This is a genomic window from Arthrobacter sp. Sr33 (assembly GCF_054511195.1).
On the sequence record NZ_JBTNDD010000009.1, the window covers coordinates 83,851 to 104,112 of the forward strand.

Consider the following 20,262-nt stretch of genomic DNA (forward strand, 5'->3'; position numbering starts at 1 on the left):
CCGTGTTCTTCTGGCGCCAGGAAATCGGCCCCGGCCGTTGGGTAGCCTTCACGAATAGTCAGGCGGGCAATCTCGCACTTCATGTGGGGGATAAGCCCGCCTCGGTCCTTCGGCGTCGGCGGGAGCTCGAAGCCGCCATGGGTATCGACGAGGGTTCCCTCCGGTTCATGCACCAGACTCACTCGGCCACCGCCGAGATAGTCGAGGACGCAGCGGCGGGTGAGCTGATCAGCGCTGATGCGTTGGTCAGCGTCAGCGGGGCAACCCCGCTGGCGGTAATGGTCGCCGATTGTGTTCCGGTGGTTCTCTCCGCCGGGGGCGGTGCAGAGGGAGCCACGGCTGTTGTGCACGCCGGCCGCCAGGGTACCCTCGACGGCGTCATCGCCAACACGGTCGAGCTGCTGCGCAGCCGGAATGCCCGGAACCTGGTGGCCTGGATTGGCCCCGCTATTTGCGGCGACTGCTATGAGGTCCCCGAGGAGATGCGCCGCGAGGTAGCTGCCGTGGTTCCCGCCGCGACAGCCACCACCCGGTGGGCGACCCCCGGCCTTGATCTGCCTCAAGCCGTACGGGCGCAGCTTGAGACACTCGGTGTGGCTGTGCAACAGGTCAGCGAGGATTCCTCGACACTCTGCACCCTTGAGAACGGGGCACTGTATTCGCACCGTCGCAGTCCCGCAGCTGGCCGGATCGCCGGGCTGGTGTGGACCCAGTGACCGACCCCCAGCGCGCCGACGAGCTCAGCGAACGGCTCTCGGCGGTGCACCAACGAATCGATCAAGCGGTGCTGGCATCGGGGCGTACCGATAAACCGCGGCTCATCGTTGTCACCAAATATTTCCCGGCGGGCGACCTGCGGATCCTGGCCGCCCTGGGCGTGACCGAGATGGGAGAAAGCCGGGACCAGGAGGCCGCAGCCAAGGCCCAGGAGCTCGCGGACCTGGGAGTGCGCTGGCATTTCATCGGCCAGCTGCAAAGTAACAAGGCGCGGTCGGTGGTGCGCTACGCACACGCAGTCCATTCGGTGGACCGGGCACCGCTCGTCGCCGCGCTCGGCAAAGCGTTGGCTAACCGGCGAACCGAACCGGGCCAGGACACTGACAGCACCAGCGCCGCCAAGACCCTCGCCTGCTTTATCCAGGTCGATCTGTCGACCGGGGACAGCCGCGCTGCGACGATCAGTGGGCATCAACGAGGGGGCGCCGCCCCAACCGACGTCGTCGCCCTGGGGCGGCTCGTCCAAGCGACCGACGGTCTCTCGCTGGCTGGTGTGATGGCTGTTGCGCCGCTGGGCAGAGACCCCGTTGCTGCGTTCGGAGAGCTGGCCGAGATCTCAGCCACGCTCCGTGGCGAATTCCCCGCAGCCACCGGCATCTCGGCTGGTATGAGCGGGGATCTCGAAGCCGCGGTCGCAGCCGGCGCGACACACCTCAGAATAGGTTCGCAGGTCCTCGGTGAACGCCCACCCTTGAGGTAGCGTCTGGACTATACCCAATGACACGACAGGAGCTACCATGGCTGGCGCACTGCGCAAGACAATGATCTATCTTGGGCTCGCCGACGGTGATGAGCACTACGAGTCCGAGCAGAAGAACTTACAAAGCAGGAACGAGGATCACCTAGTGGACTACGACCGTGACGACCGGCATGCTGACGCCCCGCAGGCGGCCAGGCTCGCTCCGGTGGACGAGTACCGTGCCCCGGTGACCCCGATCAAGCGCGCACAGTCCTCACGCGAGGATTCGGCAGCTCTCCGTCAGATCACCACCGTGCACCCACGGTCCTACAACGATGCGAAACTGATCGGTGAAAGCTTCCGCGACGGCATCCCAGTGATCATGAATGTCACCGACATGGGTGAATCGGATGCAAAACGCCTGGTGGACTTCTCGGCTGGTCTGGTCTTTGGTCTGCACGGCAGCATCGAACGGGTTACCAACAAGGTCTTCCTCCTGTCGCCCTCCTACATCGAGGTACTCGGAGAAGACCAGAAGGCCAGCGAGGCGCAGGCTAGTTTCTTCAATCAAAGCTAGCGTGGTTAACTGGTTCACGAGTTCCTCTCAAAGTATCGCTTTTAGGACTGTGACTGCCGCGTGAGTTTGGTTTTTGTTCTGATCTATCTGGTACTGATGGTCGTACAGATAGCCCTGATTATTCGGATCGTCTACGATGCCGTGCAGATGTTTGCGCGTGGCTGGCGCCCCAAGAGACTGGCCCTGGTGTTGGCTTCGGGCGTCTACACTGTGACCGACCCGCCGATCAAGGCGCTTCGCCGACTGATCCCGCCGTTGCGGCTGGGTGGAGTGTCACTGGATCTGGCATTCTTGGTGGTGTTCCTGGGAGTAACCATTCTCATGTTCGTCGCCGCCGGCTTGGCCACGTCGGTCTAGCCGGTTAGTTTTCGAGTCTCAAAAGATATACGCTGAATCACATAATTGGTGTGAATTCTCGAGTTTTATGTCCGCAATTCGGTACCGTAGTCAGGTCTGCTTCATAGGCAGGCATGTCTTATAACCACTATGAGGTGACCAGATGGCCCTGACGCCAGAAGATGTTGTCAACAAAAGGTTTCAGCCCACTAAGTTTCGTGAAGGCTACGACCAGGACGAGGTAGACGATTTCCTCGATGAGATCGTTGTCGAACTCCGTCGCCTGAACCAGGAGAATGACGAACTGCGGCGCAAGCTCGCGGACGCCTCCTCCTCAACGTCCCAGAACGCTGTGGTTCCCGCCCCCGTGTCGGCGAGCTCGCATACCGAAGAGGTCAAGGACGAGCCCAAGGCGAAGGACGAGCCCAAGGCGAAGGAACAGCCAAAGGTTGAAGAGCCCAAGGGTGAAGAGAAGAAGTCCGAAGAGCGTCCGGCTGCTGCTGCAGCACCCGCCGCGGCAGCACCAGCCGCTTCGGGCACCAGTTCAGCTGAATCGGCTGCCGGTGTGCTGGCGATGGCTCAGAAGCTTCACGACGAATACGTCAACGCCGGTGTCGAACAGCGCGACAAGATCATCGCCGAGGCGCAGATCGAAGCCAGCAGCATGGTCAACGAGGCCGAGGAGAAGACCCGTAAGACCCTGGGCGCCCTCGAGCAGCAGAAGTCTGTGCTCGAAGGCAAGGTTGAGCAGCTCCGCAGCTTCGAACGCGACTACCGTTCACGTCTGAAGGCCTACATTGAAGGCCAGCTGCGCGATCTGGATTCCCGCGGATCGGTAGCTTCCGAAGCCACCGGCTCCTAGGCGCTTCACCTGTATTACCGCTGCACCAGATGACCGGTGCAGTCCAGCTAAAGGCAACTCAAGAGGCCGGCCCCCGGGAATTCCCGGCGGTCGGCCTCTGCCGTAGGCTGGATGTCAACCTTTATGCGGCAGTCCACCCCACCCCGGCGCAGTCAGCGGCAGCGCCAAACCTGAAAGCGCTATGACAGACCAGACACCAGAGCACGGCAACCCAACCGGGTCCGATGAAACCTCCCCCGCCGCCCGTGAGACCCCTACGGCGGCCAGCCATCGCGGGCGTACGGGTGCGCGCTACGCGCTGCTCTTCGTCGCGTGCTTCGCCGTCATCTACGTAGCTGACCAGTTGACCAAAATCTGGGTCGTCTCCACCATGACCGAGGGACAGATCACCCCGGTCCTTCCGCCTCTGCTGAACTGGCACTTCATCCGCAATCCCGGTGCCGCTTTTTCGATTGGCACCGACTACACCTGGGTTTTCACCATCATCATGGCCGTCGTATCAATTGCGATCATCTCCCAGATCCGAAAGGTGGCGTCCTGGTGGTGGGCAACAGCCCTGGGGCTGGTCCTCGGAGGCGCGCTCGGCAACCTGACCGACCGTCTGCTGCGCGAACCATCGTTTGGGCAGGGCCATGTGGTCGACTTCATCGCCCTGCCCAACTTCGCCATCTTCAACATCGCCGATTCAGCCGTGGTCACGGGCGTCAGCCTGATCTGTCTGCTCACCTTGCGCGGGATCGGCATGGACGGCAAGCGCAGCAACGACGAACCTGTGGTTGACGGCTCGGCGGACGCCAAGTGAACGCCGTCGAACGGGACGAACGCGTTCCCACCGAGCTAGGAGGCGCCCGCGCGGACGCCGTGCTCGCCGCCGTCGCCGGGGTGTCCCGCTCCGCTGCCGCCGCCTGGTGTGTGGCAGGGTTCGTGACGAGCGACGGCAAACCCGTTGGTAAATCCGACCGGCCCGCTGCCGGTGCCGTCCTAAGAATCAGGGTTCCGGCAAGCGTCGACCCGCTGGCCGTGGTCGTCGAAACTGTTGACGGGATGGGGATTCTCTACGACGATGACGATCTGGTGGTCATCGACAAGCCGGTCGGGGTCGCCGCGCACCCGTCGCCGGGGTGGGTGGGCCCGACGGTCGTCGGCGCCCTCGCCGCCGCCGGGTACCGGATCTCGACGTCGGGTGCCACCGAACGCGCCGGCATTGTCCACCGCCTGGATGTGGGAACCTCCGGAGCGATGGTGGTCGCCAAAACCGAGCACGCCTACACGGTCCTGAAGCGGGCGTTCAAGGAACGCACCGTGGAGAAGGTCTATCATGCGCTGGTCCAGGGTCTCCCGGACCCCCTGGTTGGTACCATTGACGCCCCGATTGGTAGACACCCGGCCCACGACTGGCGGTTCGCTGTGCTGGAAGACGGAAGGCCCTCCAGGACTCATTACAAGGTGCTCGAAGCGTTTGGGAAGGCTAGCCTTCTCGAGGTCAACCTCGAGACCGGCCGGACCCACCAGATCAGGGTCCATTTTTCGGCGCTTCGGCACCCCTGCGTGGGGGATCTCACATACGGCGCTGACCCTCGGCTTGCCGCCAACCTGGGGCTCACCCGCCAATGGCTCCACGCCCAGAAACTTACCTTCGAACATCCGGTCTCAGGCGACACCGTCAGCGCGACCAGCCCCTACCCCAATGATCTGCAGTATGCCCTCGACGCCCTGGCGGCCGGGAACGTCTAGGCCGTGACGCCTCGTTCGCGGACCGGCATGTCAGCCGGGGGCGCCGGCCGACTGACCTAGAATGGGATGGTGGTTTCATCAGCATCTCCCCAAGCTTCCCCGGCCAAGCCAACCCGCGAAGACTCCTTCGTTCATCTGCATAATCACACCGAGTACTCAATGCTCGACGGCGCCGCCCGGCTGACTGACCTGTTCAGCCACACCGAGGAACTGGGCATGAATGCGCTGGCCACCACCGACCACGGGTTTGTGTTTGGGGCGTTCGACTTTTGGGACAAGGCGCGGGCCGCCGGGGTGAAACCCATTATCGGCGTCGAGGCGTATCTGACGCCGGGCACCGCCCGGGCTGACAAGACCCGCGTGAAGTGGGGTGGTGGTGGCCGCGATGACGTCTCGGGTGCCGGCGCCTACACGCACATGACCATGTGGGCTGAAACCACCGAGGGGATGCACAACCTGTTCCGGATGTCTTCCCTGGCATCGCTGGAAGGCTACCTCTACAAGCCCCGGATGGACCGCGACCTGCTCCAGACCTACGGCAAGGGCCTCATCGCCACCACCGGTTGTCCCTCCGGGGAGGTGCAGACAAAACTCCGCCTCGGTCTCTACCGCGAGGCAGTCAAGGCGGCCTCTGATTTCCGCGACATTTTCGGCGTCGACAACTTCTTCTGCGAGTTGATGGACCATGGGCTCGATATTGAACGCGCTGTCCAGTCGGACCTGATCAAACTTGCCAAGGAGTTGGGGTTGCCGTTGGTGGCCACCAACGACCTGCATTACACCCACGCCGAGGACGCGAAAGCCCACGCGGCGCTCCTGTGCGTGCAGTCCGGTTCCACCATGGCCGACCCGAAACGGTTCAAGTTCGACGCCGACGAGTTTTACCTGAAGTCGCCCGCCGAAATGCGCTCCATTTTCCGGGATCACCCGGATGCTTGCGACAACACCCTGCTCATCGCCGAGCGGTGCGACGTCGAGTTCAATACCAAAGCAAACTACATGCCTGGCTTCCCCGTCCCCGAGGGTGAAAGCGAGCAGTCCTGGTTCGTGAAGGAGGTCGAGACGGGGTTGCAGTACCGGTACCCCACGGGCATCCCCGACGCGGTCCGCAAGCAGGCCGAGTATGAGACCGGCGTCATCACCCAGATGGGGTTCCCCAGCTACTTCCTGGTGGTCGCCGACTTCATCAACTGGGCCAAGGACAACGGCATCCGGGTGGGCCCCGGCCGAGGCTCCGGTGCCGGGTCAATGGTCGCCTACGCTATGCGCATCACAGACCTCGATCCGCTGCAGCACGGCCTGATCTTCGAACGGTTCCTCAACCCGGAGCGCGTCTCCATGCCCGACTTCGACGTCGACTTCGATGATCGGCGCCGTTCCGAGGTGATCCGGTACGTCACCGAGAAGTACGGCGACGAGCGAGTCGCCATGATCGTCACTTACGGCACCATCAAGGCCAAGCAGGCCATGAAGGATTCCTCCCGGGTGATGGGGTACCCGTTCTCGATGGGGGAGCGGCTCACCAAGGCAATGCCGCCAGACGTCATGGGAAAGGGCCTGGCCCTGACCGATGTGCATGACAAGAACTCCAAGCGGTACTCCGAGGCCGAGGAACTGCGTGAACTGCTGAAGTCCGACGCCGACTCCGCGAAAGTTTTCGAGACAGCGCTTGGCCTCGAAGGCCTGAAGCGCCAGTGGGGCGTCCATGCGGCGGGCGTCATCATGTCCTCGGACCCGTTGATCGACATCATCCCGTTGATGCGTCGTGACCAGGATGGTCAGATTATCACCCAGTTTGATTACCCGACCTGCGAAAACCTCGGGCTGATCAAAATGGACTTCCTCGGGCTGAGGAACCTGACGATCATCACCGACGCGGTGGAGAACATCAAGCTCAACAAGGACATCGACCTGGTGCTCGAGGAGCTGGACCTCGAGGACCAGGGCTCCTACGAGCTGCTGGCCCGCGGCGACACCCTGGGTGTGTTCCAGCTCGACGGTGGCCCGATGCGTGCCCTCCTGAAATTGATGCGCCCCGACAACTTCGAAGATATCTCGGCTGTCATCGCGCTGTACCGACCAGGACCGATGGGTGCGAACTCGCACACCAATTACGCCCTGCGCAAGACCGGCGCCCAGGAAGTCACCCCCATCCACGCCGAACTGGAAGAACCACTCGCCGAAATCCTGGGAACCACCTACGGCCTGATCGTGTATCAGGAGCAGGTGATGGCGATTGCCCAGAAGGTCGCTGGCTATTCGCTGGGCCGCGCGGACATCCTGCGCCGGGCGATGGGCAAGAAGAAAAAATCCGAACTGGATAAGCAGTACGAGGGCTTCGCCAACGGCATGAAGGACAACGGATACTCCGAAGCGGCGATCAAAACGCTGTGGGACATCCTGCTGCCCTTCTCCGACTACGCGTTCAACAAAGCGCACTCTGCGGCCTATGGGCTGGTGTCTTACTGGACGGCCTACCTCAAGGCCCACCACCCGGCCGAGTATATGGCCGCCCTGCTCACGAGCGTCGGCGATGACAAGGACAAGCTCGCGATCTACCTCAACGAGTGCCGCCGCATGGGTATCACGGTGCTCCCGCCGGACGTCAACGAATCCAGCGTCAACTTCACCCCGGTCGGCACTGACATCCGCTTCGGGATGGGGGCCATCCGTAACGTCGGCGCCAACGTGGTGGGCGCGATGGTGGGAGCCCGCACCGAGAAGGGCGCTTTCACCTCCTTCAGCGACTTCCTGCAGAAGGTGCCGGCTGTGGTCTGCAACAAGCGGACTATCGAATCGCTGATCAAGGCCGGGTCGTTCGATTCGCTCAAGCATCCGCGGCGCGCCCTGGCCATGATCCACGAGGAAGCCGTCGATTCGGTGATCGTCCTCAAACGCAACGAGGCCGCCAACCAGTTTGACCTTTTCAGTGCCTTCGACGAACCCGGATCGGTGGGTGGGCTCTCCGTTGAGGTGCCGGATCTGCCGGAGTGGGAGAAGAAGGACAAGCTTTCCTTCGAACGGGACATGCTGGGACTTTACGTTTCCGATCACCCGCTGCAGGGACTCGACGGGATCCTGAGCCAGCACGCCGACTCCTCGATCACCTCGATCATCAGCGACGAAGGCCCGGCCGACGGCGCGATGGTCACCATCGCCGGCATGATCACCTCGTTGCAGCGGCGGATCGCCAAGAACAGCGGCAACGCCTACGCCCGCGCCGAAATCGAAGACCTCGCCGGGTCGATGGAAGTGATGTTCTTCGGCCAGGTTTACGGCCCAATCGCGGGGGTCCTCGCCGAGGACCTCATCGTCGTCGTCCGCGGACGTTTGCAGCGGCGCGACGACGGTGCGGTCACCCTGAACGCGCAGGAGCTCAGCGTTCCGGACCTTAGTGAAGGCCATTCCGGGCCGGTGGTGATCTCCATGGCGCACCACAAGGCGACCGAGACGGCAGTCGTGGCGCTGCGGGACGTCCTCAGGACCCACCCTGGTACCAGCGAGGTCCAGATCCGGTTGAACAGCAACCGGAAGGTCGAAGTAATGAGGCTCGGCGTTGAACTGAGAGTCAACCCGACGTCATCGCTCTTCGGCGACCTGAAAGTGTTACTGGGGCCGGCCTGCCTGGACGTGTAGGGGTCTGACGCGCTAGATCTCGTAATCCAGCGCTGTGGGTTGCCCGTAAACGCCGCCGTGATAGAGCAGGGGAACGCCCGGCGGGCCGACCTCGCCGGCCTCCACCTCGGCGACCACGACCGCGTTGTTTTCGAAGGACAGCCTCATGCTGATGCGGCCGATCAGGTGTGCTGCCACACCCTCCAACAGCGGCACACCGTGCGGTCCGGGCTTCCAGTGATCTCCGCTGAAACGGTCGCGGCTCCGGGCGAACCGGTCGGCCAGCTCGCGGTTACCCAGCCCGAGCATGTGGACGCCGATGTAGTTGGTGTTCGCGACGGCGGGCCAGGACGAGGAGGTGCGGGCCATGTTGAAGCTAAACCTGGGCGGGTCCGCGGAAAGCGACGAAACGGATGTTGCGGTGAATCCGAACGGCTGGCCCTCATAGACAGCAGTGATGATCGCTACCCCGGCCGGATGGCGGCGGAACGCGTCCCGGAAAGCTGCTGTTGAGTCATGGACTGTTGGGTCGGCTGGGCGTAGATCATTCACGCACCCCACCCTAAGGGAGGCCTTGGTGCCGCATAACTTTGTTAATGTATAAGTCATGCGATCCTCCAGTCCCGACGCCGAGCAGGCCGGAAGCTATCCGCCGCCGGTGTACTCGGTTGCCACCGAAGACACCGCCGTCCCACCCACCTCGCTTCTTTGGTGGGCATCCACGATGGTCGGTCTGGGGTTGCTAATGGGTATGGCGTGGTGGTTCGCCGCGCCGGGTGGGGGTCTGTACGGCGACCCAGCCCCCGAGGAAGCGGCCCTGGTGACCGATCTGACGCTCGGTGGTCTTCAGCTGGTGGTTGGCATCGTGGTGGGCTGGCTTCTCGTTCAACGGATGGATCTCCCCGGGGCATGGCAGCGGATTGGGTCGGCGGTGGGCGGATCGATCCTCGGATCGGTGCTAGCGGTGCTTATCGGACAGTGGCTGGGCATGATGTTCGGCGCAGATCCAGACTTTGTCTTGCTATCCCCGGGCGTAGCGGCGATTTGGCCCGGGGCCGCGGCTCTGGTGGTCTTCGTCTCGACGCTGATCGAACTAGCGTGGGGTAAACGCCGCGTCTAAAGCGCGCCGTGTGAGTCGTTCCTCCTCATTGGTGCCCAGGCCCAATTCCTTCTTCAGCGGGGCCCGTGCCGCGGCCGGTCCTCGCATGTGATGGGACTGTACTGGCTGCGTCCCTTCGACCGTAAGCAAGCTTTGTATCGCATTTCTACCCCAGTTATCGGACCGTAACCCTTCTTATCCCCGGCCCCGCCGAAGTGTGATCTTGCAAAGAGTAAGGAGCCGGGCTGTGACGCCCTTCGATTCCGCACGCTTCGACTCCGCACGGACGTCTAGCGGACAGCGTTCCTTGACCGATGTGAGCTCTACAGACAGAGTGGATGGAAACCTCTCAACTCGAGAACAGGAGCCATGATGGACAGCCGAAGTAGGCAAACGCTGCGCAGAGCGGCTGTGGTAGCTATCCTCCCCGTCACATTGTTCGTGCTAAACGGGTGCGCAGGTCCCGACGATGACCTGCCGAGCCTCGTCAATGAGGAGACGGCGGAAACCGATGAAGTACTAGAGGAAGTGTCCGAGCCAGCTCAGCCCTACGCCGATTACACGGGGGTTTACGACACCGCGTTTTTCGACGACCTGGAGTTCTATGTTGGCGAGGAAGTTACCATTGCCGCCATCGTCGGAGAGGTGATTTCCCCCAACATGTTTACCCTTGTAAGCAACACGGTTCCACCTGCATCGATGTCGTCGACATCGATGCAGTCATTATCAAGCCGTTGCTGGTAATACACCAGGAGGACCTTCCTGAACTTGCCCCAGGAATGCCGGTAGGGGTGATTGGTGAGGTGCACGAAGAATTCTATCCAGCGACCGTGGAACAAGAACTACAAGTAGACCTCGACGATGATGCATTCGAGGACTGGGAAGAGCAGGCATACCTGGAAGCTGCCAGCGCCGCATCCCTTGCTACCGACTAAAATCTCTTCGACAAAGTAGTACAGCCTCGATCTGGGAGAGAACCCCCGACTCTTTATGCCACCTATCGAATAGGTGCCGACCAGATTCGTCACGGGTGTTATTCTTCGTCACTATCCTCGGCTGGGGACTCAACGGGATCCTTTGGGTTATGCCCTCCCCGCCACACGCAAGCCCAACTGAACAGTCGTAAAGAAACTAGGTGCAGGCATGAGGCGAAAGGATGACCGCATGGAAGCCGAATCATCATCGAAGAATGAGCAGAAACTGTCGTTGACCGGTTCCGTGGCCCTGGGGACCGGGGTCATGATTGGGGCGGGTATCTTCGCGCTCGTTGGCCAGGTGGCCGAACTGGCCGGCGGCTGGGTACCGTGGGCGTTCTTCGCCGGCGCCGTGGTCGTGGGGTTCAGCTCCTACTCCTACATCCGCTACTCCGCAAAGAATCCATCTTCCGGCGGCATCGCCATGCTGCTCAAGGCCGCCTACGGCCCCGGGGTGGTTGCCGGCTCGTTCTCGTTATTCATGTACGTGTCGATGATCCTGGCCGAAAGCCTTCTTGGGCGCACCTTTGGAACCTATCTGCTGCGTCCCTTCGGACTGCAGGACTCTACCCTCTGGGTACCGGTCCTGGCTGTAATAGCCATTACGGGTGCAGCGTTGGTGAATCTGGTGGGCAATACGTTGGTGGAACGCTCCGCTACGGTCACCGCAGCGATCAAGATTGTTGGCATCGCGGTCCTAGCCGTTGCCGGGATCCTCACCGCCGGTCTCTCCTCCCTGGGGGACCTGTTCACCACCACGGACCGCACACCACCGGATGCAGGGCTCCTGGGATTTCTGGGCGCGGTCGCACTGTGCATTCTGGCGTATAAGGGATTCACCACGATCACCAACCAGGGCGGGGACCTGCGTGATCCCAAACGCAATATTGGACGGTCCATCATGATCGCCATCAGCCTGTGCACCGTGCTCTATCTGATGATTACCGTCGCGGTCACCGGGAGCCTCACCGTCCCTCAGATCGTGGAGGCCCGCGACTATGCTCTCGCGGAAGCAGCGGAGCCGGCGTTCGGGTCATGGGGGGTGGGCCTGACCGTGGCGATCGCGGTGGTCGCTACCCTTTCGGGACTAGTCGCCAGCCTGTTCTCAGTTTCGAAACTCTACGACATGCTCCGTGACATGGGCCAGGCCCCCGGCCTGCCCGGCAAAGAGGGACACCAGTCGCTATACATCACCGCCGGACTAGCCATCCTCATGGCCGCCTTCTTCGACCTCTCCCAGATCGCCTCCCTCGGCGCGATCCTCTACCTGGTCATGGACATCGCCATCCACTGGGGCATCATCCGGCACCTGAAGGACGACGTCGAAGCCAAAACCTGGATCCCCTGGGTGGCGATCGTCCTCGACGTCGCCGTCCTGATACCCTTCATCCTTCTCAAAGCGCAATCAGACCCATTCACCCTGATAATCACCGCCGTCGTCGCCCTGATCATCGTTGTGACCCAATGGCTCGTGGTACGCCGACGGAACGACGACGCCGCGCCCACGGAAGGAACGTCCACCCGGCACGAGTCCGACTGACACGCGTCACCAGCGGTCGTTGCAACTAACTTCAGAACGGCTCAGAGTGTCCTCACGATGAACCTCAGCTCGGTTCTCCGACATAAAAGGCAGGTGCAGCAGAGTGGAATTCAAGGAAGTGATGGAAGGGATTGGTAAAGCGGTCGACGCGGCCGGTGTCGCCGCGATAGTGATCGGTATCATCGCTGCGAGCCTGATTGCCGCTGGCGCCCTGCTGCGACGGCGAAAAAACGAAGGCCACAAGACCTACGAGACTTACCGCCGAAGACTGGGAAGATCCATTCTTCTCGGCCTTGAGCTGCTGGTAGCAGCGGACATCATTCGGACCGTTGCAGTAACCCCCACTTTTGAATCAGTCGGCGTGCTGGGTCTGATCGTCCTGATCCGAACATTCCTCAGCTTCTCGCTTGAACTCGAGATTACCGGCAGGTGGCCTTGGCAAAAGTCACCAGCAAAGGAACCAACTGCATAAATGAAGCCCGGGTTCGATGCCGCTATTTTCTGTAAAAAGGATCGCGACGATGCCCATGCAGTGTCCTCCCGACCTCCGTCAGCGTGCAGGGCGCAGGACAGTGGATCGGTTGTCCGAATATTCCTCATCGCCAACAAGCAGGCGGCTTGATTCACGGGACGGTTCGGTTAGCTGTGCCCTTGTGGGGCGTTCTCGGGCTTGGCTGGGCTAGGTCAAGCTCCTGGTTGGTGCCGCGATCATGGTGGGGCAGAAGACTATGCCTGTGTCATAGCTGGCGGATCGCGGCGTTTCGGCCGGCTGTCCTGCTGCTTGCCGTTAACGGCCGGAGTTTCTCACGTGGCGGTGCTGGGCGGTCTGTTCAAACGCAGGACTTCGATGTCGCTCGTGAACAAGATCATTGCGTAGTTGTCGGAATAGTTTTTTTCGAGAAACCCGGCGATCGCCCCGGCCGTCGCTTCATCGCATGCCACCTCGATGCGGATGTTGCTGCTCGGTTCCCAGCCGGCGTTACGCACGCCGTGGTGGCCTTTCCCTCGCGCATCGGTGATGGTGTAGCCGCGAGCATTCAGTCGGTCGAGCTCGCGCGCGAGTGTGGTTTCAAGCACCGATTCGGTGATGATTGTTAGCAGCTTAGTTGTTCGGTTTTGCATCAGTCTCATCCTCCAGCGAGAGCAGTATGTGCCCACGCGGCCATCGTGTAGTAGATCGGAATTCCGATCAGTACGTTGAACGGGAACGTTATCCCCAGCGAGGCGGCCAGCGAAAGGGTTGGGTTGGCTTCGGGAACTGAAATGCGCATGGCTGCTGGCGCCGCGATGTACGACGCACTTGCCGCTAGCGTGGCAAGAACCATGGTTCCACCGATGGAGAGGCCCAAAGCCCAGCCGAGCCCGGTCCCGACCAGGCCGGAAAAGAGTGGCATGACTATTCCAAAGGCGACGAGAAAAATTCCGTGCTTGCGTAGGCTGCCGATCTGCGTCGCCGTGATGAGCCCCATCTCAAGCAGGAAAAGGGCCAAGAATCCCTTGAAAAGGTCAAAAAAGAACGGCTCAATCGAAGAGAGCCCATCCGGGCCCGCCAGCCATCCGATGAGAAGCCCACCCAGGAGCAACACCACGCTTTTCCCAAGGAAAACCTCATGGCCAATTGATTTCCACCTGGTTTCGCGGGAGAGGCCTCGGGCCAGAATGATTCCCATAATGATGGCTGGCACTTCCATCAACACCAGGAGCAACGGCATGTGCTCTTCGAATGCAATCTCGCGGCTACCCAGGTAAGCGACGGCCACCGCATAAGTGCCCACACTCACTGAGCCATAGTGGGCTGCGATGGAAGCGGAATCTGCTCGGTTGAAGCGACCCAGATAGCGGAGTGTGGGGAAGGCAACCAGCGAGAGAAGGAACCCCAGCGCAACAACGGCGAGCATCTGCGGCAGCAGAGTGACGAAGGGCTGTCTGGCGAGCTCTATACCGCCTTTGAGGCCGATGGATAGCAGCAACACAATGCTGATGAAATCGTAAACTGCTGCCGGTAGGCGCAACTCCGAACGCAGGAGTCCCGCCACTGCGCCGAGCAGGAAGAAAAGGATGATGGGATCGATCACGTGGGCCTTTCTTACTGCTGCACAAACGTCGGCATTGGTGAAAATTCGCTGTCTGTGCGCTGGCGTGTGGGATGAACACCGAAGACACCATGACGGCTCCTCATCGTCTCCGGAATTCTATTCCTGAACTATACTTCATGTATTAAGTCACGGAAGACCCAGCCAAGAAGGGCACCTATCCTTCCTGTCTGGGGTCGTCCACGGAGAGGTTGCAAATGCCCGCTATCCATGTCGGCACACCAATGCCGCTCCCCATGTATCCGGGTGAACGGATAGCTCTACTTACCCAGCATGGCAAGGAGCGGGTCATCGGCCCGGTGCTAGACGATGCGCTTGGTTGCCGGGTTGAACATGTTGCAGGCTACGATACTGATCTGCTCGGTACTTTCACCCGTGACATTCCGCGCGCCGGCACACAGCTGGAGGCTGCACGCAGGAAGGCGCAGATGGGCATGAAATTGTCGGGACTGCCAATTGGTATCGCCAGCGAGGGCTCATTTGCAACAGATCCCTACCTTGGAATGTTTCCCTGGAATATTGAACTCATCCTATGGATCGACACAGGCCGTGAGCTGGAGATTGTCGCCATGGCCCAAGGTAAGACGAATTTCTCTCATCTGCTGACCGCGGACTGGGCGGAGGCCCGCGGGTTTGCCTGTAGATCCAAGTTTCCTGACCATCACTTAGTTGTTCGACCGGACGGCGAGCAGGACCCCGCCTTCCGTAAGGGACTATCCAACTGGACCGAGCTGGAGCTGGCCTTTTCGGCCGCTCAGGCCCAATCGGGGGAAGGGCAGGTCTTTCTGGAGACAGATATGCGTGCTTGCGCCAATCCCACTCGTATGGAAACTATCCGCCTCGCTGCGGAAGATCTTTCGCAGCGGATTCGCTCCAGATGCCCGGAGTGCGCCAGCCCAGGATTCTGGAAAGTGGAGCGAATTTCAGGGCTGAAGTGCTCCAGCTGCGGTGAACCCACAAGCGAAACCCGCGCCGTCATCTATGGGTGCATCAACTGTGAGTACCGCTGCACTCGCGAGCTGACTGACCCACCCCGAGCCGACCCGCGCTTCTGCGAGTACTGCAACCCTTGACCTGAATCAACCTCGAAGCAATGTCCTGGCCCTTTTGAACCCTTCCGGCAGCTAGCCGTAGGTAGCCCCGTACACTTTTACCCATGGATGCTCTTGACGTCGGACGGATCGTGGTCGGCCTGATGTTGCTTGTTCTGGGGGGAGAATTTCTGGTTCGGGGAGCGTCATCGCTGGCCCGACGTGCGGGAATTTCTGCGCTGGTGGTCGGGCTCACTGTCGTATCGGCGGCAACCTCAGCACCGGAGTTGGCCGTGACCATCGGTGCCGTGATCCGCGATGAACCGGGCCTCGCAGTGGGGAACGTGGTCGGCAGTAACATCGTCAACGTCCTGCTCATTCTGGGAATATCCGCCTTAATTCTGCCCATTGCCGTGAAGCAACGATTGGTGCGCTTCGATCTGCCCCTAATGGTTGGCCTATCTGCCGGTCTGCTGCTCTTATCACTGGATGGGAGTATCAGCGCCCTGGATGGGCTGCTCCTGTTCAGTGTCGTTGTGGTGCACACTGTGATGACCATTCTCGTCAGTCGACGGGAGGTCAAAAGCCTTCACACCACACCGAACTTGCATAACACCCCAACCACCGCTGACTCGACCAAAGAACAAGCGGAGGAGAAGGAAACGGTGGTGCGCGCCGACTCCTTCGTAAGATCGCTCCTGCTCGTACTGCTGGGGGTAGCCCTACTGGTCGCTGGTGCTTCGTTGCTGGTTGACGGTGCAGTGAGCATCGCCTCCTCGTTGGGCGTGAGCAGTCTCGTGGTCGGGTTGACCGTAGTGGCAGTCGGAACGTCACTGCCAGAACTGGCAACATCGATCATCGCGGTGTGGCGAGGTGAACGGGACCTGGCCGTCGGTAACGTGGTGGGCAGCAACATATTCAACATCGGGGTGGTCCTCGGTCTTCCGGCACTGATCTCTCTTGAAGGCATTACCGTGGCCACTGCCGCGGTCGCGTTCGATATGCCGGTAATGCTGGCGGCTTCAGTAGCCTTGCTGCCCATCGCATTCACCGGATTTGCCGTAGCACGCTGGGAAGGCATTCTGTTCGTGGGGCTATACCTCGCCTACACCGGTTACGTTGTGCTGGCCGCTACAGCACACGACGCGCTCGGCGGATTCACCGCTGCCATGGCCTGGTTCGTACTTCCGTTGATCGCGGTAACCCTCATCTCCTTTACCTCGTTCGAAGTTGGGCTCCACAAGGGGCGAAAGCTAAACCAAGCCGGAAACCCCAACTCCGTGCCCTAATTACCGCGCGGATCCATTGCCCACCCGAGGACAGGGAAACACTGCGAAGTATGGCTCTGACCGGGAACTATGTGGGCCCGCCGCAGGGTCATTGGCGCGCTAACAGGTGATGACCATGGTCACCGCTCACTTGGGGGTCCCGGACGTCGGTCGAAGGTCAGATGGATGACACCGCTGGGGGAGGGCGCTGCCTCAATGTGGAAGCGTTCCTCGAGCCCTTCGAGGGAGTCCCACAGCCGTTCCCCCCGGCCAAGGAAGATCGGGACAAGAACCAGGTGCATTTGGTCGACCAGATCGGCTTCAAGGAACTGCCGGACGGTGGCGGCGCCACCGCCGATTCGCACATCGAGATCGCCGGCGAGGGTGCGAGCCTGTTCGAGCGCTTCGGCAGGCTCGGCGTCCACAAAGTGGAATGTGGTGCCGCCGTCCATGGCCAGTGTCGGACGTAAGTGGTGAGTCAGGACGACTACAGGGGTGTGGAAGGGCGGATTGTCTCCCCACCAACCCTTCCACTGTTCGTCGGCCCACGGGCCGCGCTGAGGCCCGAACTTGTTCCGGCCCATGATTTCGACTCCGATGCCGGAGGCCCATTGGCTGGCGAAGACTTCGTCGACACCGTTGGAGCCCCGTTCCTCGCCGTGGAAACCCAAGCGCTGGAAAGTGCGTGTCGGGAGGGCCCATTCAAGCAAGCGCGTCCCGGCATGCCCGAAAGGCGCGTCCAGTTGTTGCCCCTCGCCCGTGCCGAATCCATCGATCGAGACAGAAAAATTGTGAACACGAACAAGCGACATTGGGCTTCTACCTTCCAGCCAGGGGTCGACGGCGACACTCAGGACAGCCAACGCGGCCGTTCTGACGAGGCTGCGCCGACCGTAGCGCAACCCGCGATAAACCCGCAAGGAGTCCGGCCGCGATCGTGACAGTGGTGGTGTCGAGGACAACCATCAGCCGGGTCCTGACGAGAATGCCTCGAGCCCACCCACGCATGTGGGGGAGGGCAGGGGACTATGGAGGAATGATTAATCCTGTGCCGGAAGGTATTGAGACCCCAGAGGTCATGATTGACCTGGACACCCTCCAGCGCAACATCGATCGGATGGCCACGGTGGTGCAAGGCAAGGGGATGGGTCTTCGACCGCATGTGAAGACCCACAAGATCCCGCAGATCGCCGCACTACAGCTGGCCGCGGGTGCGGTGGGTCTGACGGTAGCGACCATCGGGGAAGCTGAAATCTTTGTGGACCATGGTGCGACGGACCTCTTCATCGCCTATCCGCTCTGGGTCACTCCCCATCATGCCCGCCGACTGATTCAACTCAGCGCCACAGCACGGGTCGCCGTCGGGACGGATTCAGTCGAAGCCACTCGCGCGATGGGCAAGGCGCTTTCGGGTGCCGCGGACAGGATCGAAATCCTGGTGGAGATAGACAGCGGTCACCATCGCAGCGGGGTGAGCCCATCGGCAGCGGTTGAGGTCGCTCGTTCGGCGGCCGAGGCCGGGCTAAGGGTGTCGGGGGTCTTCACCTTCCCTGGGCATAGCTATGCGCCGGGTATGCCAGTAAGCGCAGCCGATCAGGAACAGGAAGCGCTCGCGGAAGCAGCCCGGCTGGTTGGGGCCGCAGGGTTCGAGGTCTCCCGGATTAGCGGCGGGTCGACCCCGACGGCTACCCTCACACGCACATCAGCGGCAACCGAAGTCCGACCCGGAGTGTATGTCTTCGGAGACGCTCAACAGCTGGAGCTGGGGCGGTGCACCCTGGACGATATTGCTTTGACTATCGCGTCAACTGTTGTCAGCCGCCATGAAGGTGACGCTCACGCGCCACGCAGAGTCATCCTGGATGCTGGCAGCAAGGTGATCGGCAGTGACCGCCCAGCCTGGGCCACCGGGTTCGGGCGGCTCGCGGACCATCCCGAAGCCCGTATTAGCGCACTGTCCGAGCACCATGCCACGGTCAGCTGGCCCGACGGTGCACAACTGCCAGCACTGGGCGAGCGGTTGCGGGTGATTCCCAACCATGTGTGCCTAACCATGAACCTCGTGGACGAGGTGACGGTACTGAGCAGCGGCGTCGTCGTCGACCGCTGGCGGGTTGCCGCCCGCGGTAAAAACAACTAGCCCCTCTCGCACTCTGGGGGCTGGCACCCCCAGGGTGCGGCCCAGCATCGCGGGAAAGGCAGAAGCTAGGCGCTCGTCACGTGCAGTGCCAATTCGGCGTAACCTACTCTTGCGTGGTTCACACAGGGTGCACTAGTCCGCATAACGAAAGAGGTACCGGTGTTTGAAACACCGAGTGTGATATTCGCTGCCGCCGGGATTGCTGTCTTCGCAGCCGCGTTGCTGCCACGTTTGCTGCTGCGGGCCCCGGTCTCGATGCCAATGATGTTCCTTGCCGCCGGCTTCGTGGTGTTCTATTTCGCCGAAGGGCTGCCGGACCCGGACCCGATTGCGTACAGCGATGTGACAATTCACCTGAGTGAGATTTGCGTGATCGTGTCCCTCATGGGCGCGGGGCTAGCCCTGGACCGAAAGGTGGGACTAAAGCGTTGGGCCACCACCTGGCGGTTGCTCGGGATCGCGATGCCGCTGTGTTTGATCGTTTTCACGCTGCTCGGAATGTGGGTGCTCGGCCTCGGGCTGGCTGGAGCGATCCTCGTCGCGGCGGCCCTGGCGCCCACGGATCCGGTGCTGGCATCGGAAGTGCAGGTCGGAGCGCCCTCCGAAACGGAGGAAGAACTCGAAGGCGAGGATGAGGTGCGATTCGGGCTTACCTCCGAGGCCGGGCTCAACGACGGCCTTGCCTTCCCGTTCGTTTATCTCGCCATCGCCATCAGCCTGGTGGGTAGTTCGCCTTCGGCGTGGTTCCCCGAGTTTGTCGCCCTGGATGTGGTCTGGCGGATAGCCATTGGATGCCTACTGGGCTTCGGAATGGGCAAGCTGCTGAGCAGGATCTTCTTCCAGTCCCGAATCGAGAGCGCCCGGCTGGCCAGTCACTCCGAGGGCTTTGTTGCTCTCGCAGCCACCTTCCTCACCTACGGGGTCACCGAAATGGTCGAAGGATACGGGTTCATTGCCGTCTTCGTCTGCGCCGTGACTATCCGCTCAGGCGAACAGACGCACGGGTTCCACGGAGTGCTGCACAGCTACATCGAGCAGCTCGAACGGCTACTCACAGTGGTGGTGCTCGTCCTACTGGGCGGCGCCGTGGCAAGGGGACTGCTGGCAGGAGTCACCCTCAGTGAAATCCTTGTTGCGCTCGCCTTCCTCCTGCTGGTGCGGCCCATCGCGGCGTGGATCAGCCTCGCACGAGGCAGCACCGGGCCCTGGGAACGCGCCGTCATTTCCTTCTTCGGCGTCCGCGGTATCGGTTCCATCTACTACCTCAGCTACGCCCTCTCCAAGGGCGAGTTCGCTAGCGAGGATGAGACTCTATGGCGCATTGTCGGCTTGGTCATCGTCATGTCGATCCTCCTTCACGGCGTCACCGCCGCACCCATGATCAATGCCCTGGACAAGGCGCGGGAACGCAAGGCGCTTCGGGAATCCGGCACGGAGGGCACCGCTCCAAGGACCGCCATCTGACGACGGACCACCGGGTGCGACCTTCATGAAATGTTGGTCGACGCCCGGGCATCAGCGGGGTTGTCCTGAGCTG

20 protein-coding genes are annotated in these 20,262 nt (G+C 61.5%); 16 read left to right on the top strand and 4 right to left on the bottom strand.

From position 1 onward, the window contains the following. Positions 1–2 precede the first annotated feature (2 nt). From ACX80T_RS12770 to dnaE, 8 genes are all read left to right on the top strand, one after another. Entirely contained in the window at positions 3–716 is a 714-nt protein-coding gene (locus ACX80T_RS12770; protein WP_024476044.1) for a polyphenol oxidase family protein, read from the top strand. Further along, complete coding sequence (locus ACX80T_RS12775) at positions 713–1,477, top strand: YggS family pyridoxal phosphate-dependent enzyme (RefSeq protein WP_024476043.1); 765 nt, start codon at positions 713–715, stop codon at positions 1,475–1,477. Before ACX80T_RS12770 ends, ACX80T_RS12775 begins: the two co-directional genes overlap by 4 nt. A gap of 37 nt (positions 1,478–1,514) precedes the next feature. Next, positions 1,515–2,033: a cell division protein SepF gene (locus ACX80T_RS12780; protein WP_019481332.1), complete on the top strand. Its 519-nt coding sequence runs from the start codon at positions 1,515–1,517 to the stop codon at positions 2,031–2,033. A 60-nt stretch (positions 2,034–2,093) separates the two neighbouring features. Beyond that, positions 2,094–2,390, top strand: a complete 297-nt coding sequence (locus tag ACX80T_RS12785) for a YggT family protein (protein ID WP_116778132.1) — start codon at positions 2,094–2,096, stop codon at positions 2,388–2,390. 142 nt (positions 2,391–2,532) lie between these two features. Beyond that, the gene (locus ACX80T_RS12790; RefSeq protein ID WP_019481330.1) at positions 2,533–3,231 is read left to right on the top strand and encodes a DivIVA domain-containing protein; all 699 of its coding nucleotides are present in this window, start codon (positions 2,533–2,535) and stop codon (positions 3,229–3,231) included. A gap of 181 nt (positions 3,232–3,412) precedes the next feature. Next, positions 3,413–4,033 (top strand): signal peptidase II, encoded by a 621-nt coding sequence (lspA, locus tag ACX80T_RS12795; RefSeq protein ID WP_019481329.1) that lies wholly within the window; start codon positions 3,413–3,415, stop codon positions 4,031–4,033. Further along, positions 4,030–4,965, top strand: a complete 936-nt coding sequence (locus tag ACX80T_RS12800; RefSeq protein ID WP_019481328.1) for an RluA family pseudouridine synthase — start codon at positions 4,030–4,032, stop codon at positions 4,963–4,965. The genes lspA and ACX80T_RS12800 overlap by 4 nt, the downstream gene beginning before the upstream one ends. 66 nt (positions 4,966–5,031) lie before the next feature. Next, the gene (dnaE, locus tag ACX80T_RS12805; protein WP_024476040.1) at positions 5,032–8,601 is read left to right on the top strand and encodes a DNA polymerase III subunit alpha; all 3,570 of its coding nucleotides are present in this window, start codon (positions 5,032–5,034) and stop codon (positions 8,599–8,601) included. Between the two features lie 12 nt (positions 8,602–8,613). Here the strand turns inward: dnaE and ACX80T_RS12810 are convergent, their stop codons facing one another. Then, positions 8,614–9,132, bottom strand: coding sequence for a flavin reductase family protein (locus ACX80T_RS12810; RefSeq protein ID WP_024476039.1), 519 nt, complete (start codon positions 9,130–9,132; stop codon positions 8,614–8,616). 55 nt (positions 9,133–9,187) lie between these two features. Here ACX80T_RS12810 and ACX80T_RS12815 point away from each other — a divergent pair, with 55 nt between their 5' ends. The 4 genes from ACX80T_RS12815 to ACX80T_RS12830 all read left to right on the top strand — a co-directional run bounded on the left by ACX80T_RS12815 (position 9,188) and on the right by ACX80T_RS12830 (position 12,665). Beyond that, positions 9,188–9,700 carry a hypothetical protein gene (locus tag ACX80T_RS12815; protein ID WP_019481325.1) on the top strand — a complete coding sequence of 171 codons (513 nt, stop codon included), beginning with the start codon at positions 9,188–9,190 and terminating at the stop codon, positions 9,698–9,700. 390 nt (positions 9,701–10,090) lie between these two features. Then, entirely contained in the window at positions 10,091–10,423 is a 333-nt protein-coding gene (locus ACX80T_RS12820) for a hypothetical protein (protein ID WP_165802564.1), read from the top strand. 420 nt (positions 10,424–10,843) lie between these two features. Then, positions 10,844–12,193 (top strand): APC family permease, encoded by a 1,350-nt coding sequence (locus tag ACX80T_RS12825; RefSeq protein ID WP_116778130.1) that lies wholly within the window; start codon positions 10,844–10,846, stop codon positions 12,191–12,193. A gap of 103 nt (positions 12,194–12,296) precedes the next feature. Next, positions 12,297–12,665 carry a DUF1622 domain-containing protein gene (locus ACX80T_RS12830; RefSeq protein WP_019481317.1) on the top strand — a complete coding sequence of 123 codons (369 nt, stop codon included), beginning with the start codon at positions 12,297–12,299 and terminating at the stop codon, positions 12,663–12,665. 332 nt (positions 12,666–12,997) lie between these two features. Here ACX80T_RS12830 and ACX80T_RS12835 read toward each other — a convergent pair whose 3' ends face one another. After that, the gene (locus ACX80T_RS12835) at positions 12,998–13,315 is read right to left on the bottom strand and encodes a P-II family nitrogen regulator (RefSeq protein ID WP_019481316.1); all 318 of its coding nucleotides are present in this window, start codon (positions 13,313–13,315) and stop codon (positions 12,998–13,000) included. 5 nt (positions 13,316–13,320) lie between these two features. Next, the gene (locus ACX80T_RS12840; RefSeq protein WP_459304606.1) at positions 13,321–14,268 is read right to left on the bottom strand and encodes a sodium-dependent bicarbonate transport family permease; all 948 of its coding nucleotides are present in this window, start codon (positions 14,266–14,268) and stop codon (positions 13,321–13,323) included. 254 nt (positions 14,269–14,522) lie between these two features. Here ACX80T_RS12840 and ACX80T_RS12845 point away from each other — a divergent pair, with 254 nt between their 5' ends. Together ACX80T_RS12845 and ACX80T_RS12850 are read left to right on the top strand one after the other, a co-directional pair. Then, positions 14,523–15,359, top strand: coding sequence for a DUF6671 family protein (locus tag ACX80T_RS12845; protein WP_459304607.1), 837 nt, complete (start codon positions 14,523–14,525; stop codon positions 15,357–15,359). Positions 15,360–15,442: 83 nt separating this feature from the next. Then, positions 15,443–16,606 carry a calcium/sodium antiporter gene (locus ACX80T_RS12850; RefSeq protein WP_459304608.1) on the top strand — a complete coding sequence of 388 codons (1,164 nt, stop codon included), beginning with the start codon at positions 15,443–15,445 and terminating at the stop codon, positions 16,604–16,606. Between the two features lie 119 nt (positions 16,607–16,725). Here the strand turns inward: ACX80T_RS12850 and ACX80T_RS12855 are convergent, their stop codons facing one another. Then, entirely contained in the window at positions 16,726–17,397 is a 672-nt protein-coding gene (locus ACX80T_RS12855) for a dihydrofolate reductase family protein (RefSeq protein WP_459304609.1), read from the bottom strand. Positions 17,398–17,621: 224 nt separating this feature from the next. On the opposite strand from ACX80T_RS12855, the gene ACX80T_RS12860 reads away from it, so the two are divergent. Both ACX80T_RS12860 and ACX80T_RS12865 read left to right on the top strand, forming a co-directional pair. Continuing rightward, positions 17,622–18,725, top strand: a complete 1,104-nt coding sequence (locus tag ACX80T_RS12860; RefSeq protein WP_459304610.1) for a D-TA family PLP-dependent enzyme — start codon at positions 17,622–17,624, stop codon at positions 18,723–18,725. A gap of 159 nt (positions 18,726–18,884) precedes the next feature. After that, entirely contained in the window at positions 18,885–20,189 is a 1,305-nt protein-coding gene (locus ACX80T_RS12865) for a cation:proton antiporter (protein WP_026040871.1), read from the top strand. Positions 20,190–20,262: the final 73 nt, after the last annotated feature.

Coding starts and splice junctions, on each gene's coding strand:
- ACX80T_RS12780 (WP_019481332.1), top strand. CDS start 1,515: ATGGCTGGCGCACTGCGCAAGACAATGATCTATCTTGGGCTCGCCGAC.
- ACX80T_RS12790 (WP_019481330.1), top strand. CDS start 2,533: ATGGCCCTGACGCCAGAAGATGTTGTCAACAAAAGGTTTCAGCCCACT.
- lspA (WP_019481329.1), top strand. CDS start 3,413: ATGACAGACCAGACACCAGAGCACGGCAACCCAACCGGGTCCGATGAA.
- dnaE (WP_024476040.1), top strand. CDS start 5,032: ATGGTGGTTTCATCAGCATCTCCCCAAGCTTCCCCGGCCAAGCCAACC.
- ACX80T_RS12815 (WP_019481325.1), top strand. CDS start 9,188: ATGCGATCCTCCAGTCCCGACGCCGAGCAGGCCGGAAGCTATCCGCCG.
- ACX80T_RS12825 (WP_116778130.1), top strand. CDS start 10,844: ATGGAAGCCGAATCATCATCGAAGAATGAGCAGAAACTGTCGTTGACC.
- ACX80T_RS12835 (WP_019481316.1), bottom strand. CDS start 13,315: ATGCAAAACCGAACAACTAAGCTGCTAACAATCATCACCGAATCGGTG.
- ACX80T_RS12845 (WP_459304607.1), top strand. CDS start 14,523: ATGTATCCGGGTGAACGGATAGCTCTACTTACCCAGCATGGCAAGGAG.
- ACX80T_RS12850 (WP_459304608.1), top strand. CDS start 15,443: ATGGATGCTCTTGACGTCGGACGGATCGTGGTCGGCCTGATGTTGCTT.
- ACX80T_RS12855 (WP_459304609.1), bottom strand. CDS start 17,397: ATGTCGCTTGTTCGTGTTCACAATTTTTCTGTCTCGATCGATGGATTC.
- ACX80T_RS12860 (WP_459304610.1), top strand. CDS start 17,622: ATGATTAATCCTGTGCCGGAAGGTATTGAGACCCCAGAGGTCATGATT.